Source organism: Shigella sp. SIG6 (genome assembly GCF_053555815.1).
Window position 1 is genome coordinate 1 of the sequence record NZ_JBQZXC010000252.1, and the last position, 1758, is coordinate 1758.

At 50.5% G+C, this 1758-nt stretch carries 2 protein-coding genes; one reads left to right on the top strand and one right to left on the bottom strand.

All coding sequences use genetic code 11. From position 1 onward, the window contains the following. The first annotated feature begins 88 nt into the window (after nt 1-88). Nucleotides 89-1003 carry a bestrophin family protein gene (locus ACUU1M_RS20045; protein WP_000637084.1) on the top strand — a complete coding sequence of 305 codons (915 nt, stop codon included), beginning with the start codon at nt 89-91 and terminating at the stop codon, nt 1001-1003. Nucleotides 1004-1006: 3 nt separating this feature from the next. On the opposite strand, the gene tam is transcribed toward ACUU1M_RS20045, so the two are convergent. Continuing rightward, nucleotides 1007-1758: trans-aconitate 2-methyltransferase (gene tam / locus ACUU1M_RS20050; protein ID WP_449144774.1), on the bottom strand; the 752-nt coding region annotated here is incomplete at its 5' end.

Sequence of the window (1758 nt, forward strand, 5' to 3'; positions counted from 1 at the left end):
GTGGTTCTAGGTAATTTGTAAGTAGCGTCTTGAGAATGTGATCGTAATCACGTTTAATAGGGCGACTTTTCCACGCCTGAAGATAACCATGATTGTTCGTCCACAACAACACTGGCTGCGCCGTATTTTTGTCTGGCACGGCTCAGTATTATCCAAGATATCCTCGCGCTTACTACTCAATTTTCTCTTTTCTATTGCTGTTATATTCATGCTGCCCTGGTACACGCATCTGGGCATCAAATTCACCCTCGCACCGTTCAGCATTCTCGGTGTCGCCATCGCCATTTTTCTTGGTTTTCGTAATAATGCCGGGTACGCCCGTTACGTTGAAGCGCGAAAACTTTGGGGGCAGTTGATGATTGCCTCACGGTCGTTACTGCGAGAGGTAAAAACGACATTGCCGGATTCGGCAAGTGTAAGGGAGTTTGCCAGGCTGCAAATCGCCTTCGCCCACTGTTTACGCATGACATTACGCAAACAGCCACAGGCGGAAGTGCTGGCTCATTATCTCAAGACTGGAGATCTTCAGCGTGTACTGGCTTCGAACTCTCCAGCTAACCGTATCTTGTTAATAATGGGAGAATGGTTGGCGGTTCAGCGCCGCAATGGACAGCTTTCAGATATCCTGTTTATTAGCCTCAACGATCGGCTTAATGATATTTCAGCGGTTCTGGCAGGCTGTGAGCGCATTGCCTACACGCCAATTCCCTTTGCCTACACCCTGATTTTGCATCGTACCGTTTATCTGTTTTGTATCATGCTGCCGTTCGCGCTGGTCGTGGACCTGCATTACATGACGCCTTTTATCTCTGTGCTGATTTCCTACACTTTTATTTCGCTGGATTGTCTGGCGGAAGAACTGGAAGAACCGTTCGGTACTGAAAACAATGACTTACCGCTGGATACCATCTGCAACGCTATTGAAATTGACCTGTTACAGATGAACGATGAAGCAGAAATTCCAGCAAAAATTCTTCCCGATCGTCATTACCAGCTGACGTGATAATTACTCCGTACGGCGGGCAACAATAAACAGACGCGGAAATGCCAGCAGTATCTGTCCGTTCTCTTGCAGTGGATACTGCTCTTCCAGCATCTGATGGTAGCGCGTAAGAAAAAGCTGCTGTTCGCTCTCGGTCAGATCCTGTAACCACGGACGTAATCCAGTGGCGGTCACCCAATCGATAATCGCCTGGTGCGACGGCATCTGGTGATAGTAAGTGGTTCGCCAGATATCGACCTCACATCCGGCTTCGCTCAAAATATCGTAGTAAGCATGAATGCCAGCCAACGGCTCACGCCCGCGATCCGGGTAGTTTTGTTCCCAAGCAACTTCGCGCATGAGCACATGGGGCGGCTCCAGCCAGTTATCTGGCATCTGTACTGCCAGCACGCCCTGCGGATTAAGTAAAGAAACCAAGTGAGGAAACAATTCGTAGTGGTCGGGCAGCCATTGCAGTGAGGCATTAGCAAAAATCAGATCGAGTGCCTGTTCCGGTTGCCAGTTGCGGATGTCTGCTTCCACGAACTGGCAGTCTGGCAAAGCACTGCGCGCTTCAGCAATCATCGCCGGAGACGAGTCGATGCCTGTTATCCTGGCCGCAGGCCAACGTTGATGCAGCAGGGCGGTGCTGTTACCTGGGCCACAGCCAAGATCGGCAACATATTCGACATTCTCCAGCGGCACTCTGGCAAGCAGCTCCACCGCCGGACGCGATCGTTCAGCGGAAAAGTGCAGATATAAAGAGGGGTTCCAGT

Bases quoted from the DNA above. Each gene is read 5' to 3' on its own strand.
- ACUU1M_RS20045 (WP_000637084.1), top strand. From the start codon at position 89: ATGATTGTTCGTCCACAACAACACTGGCTGCGCCGTATTTTTGTCTGG.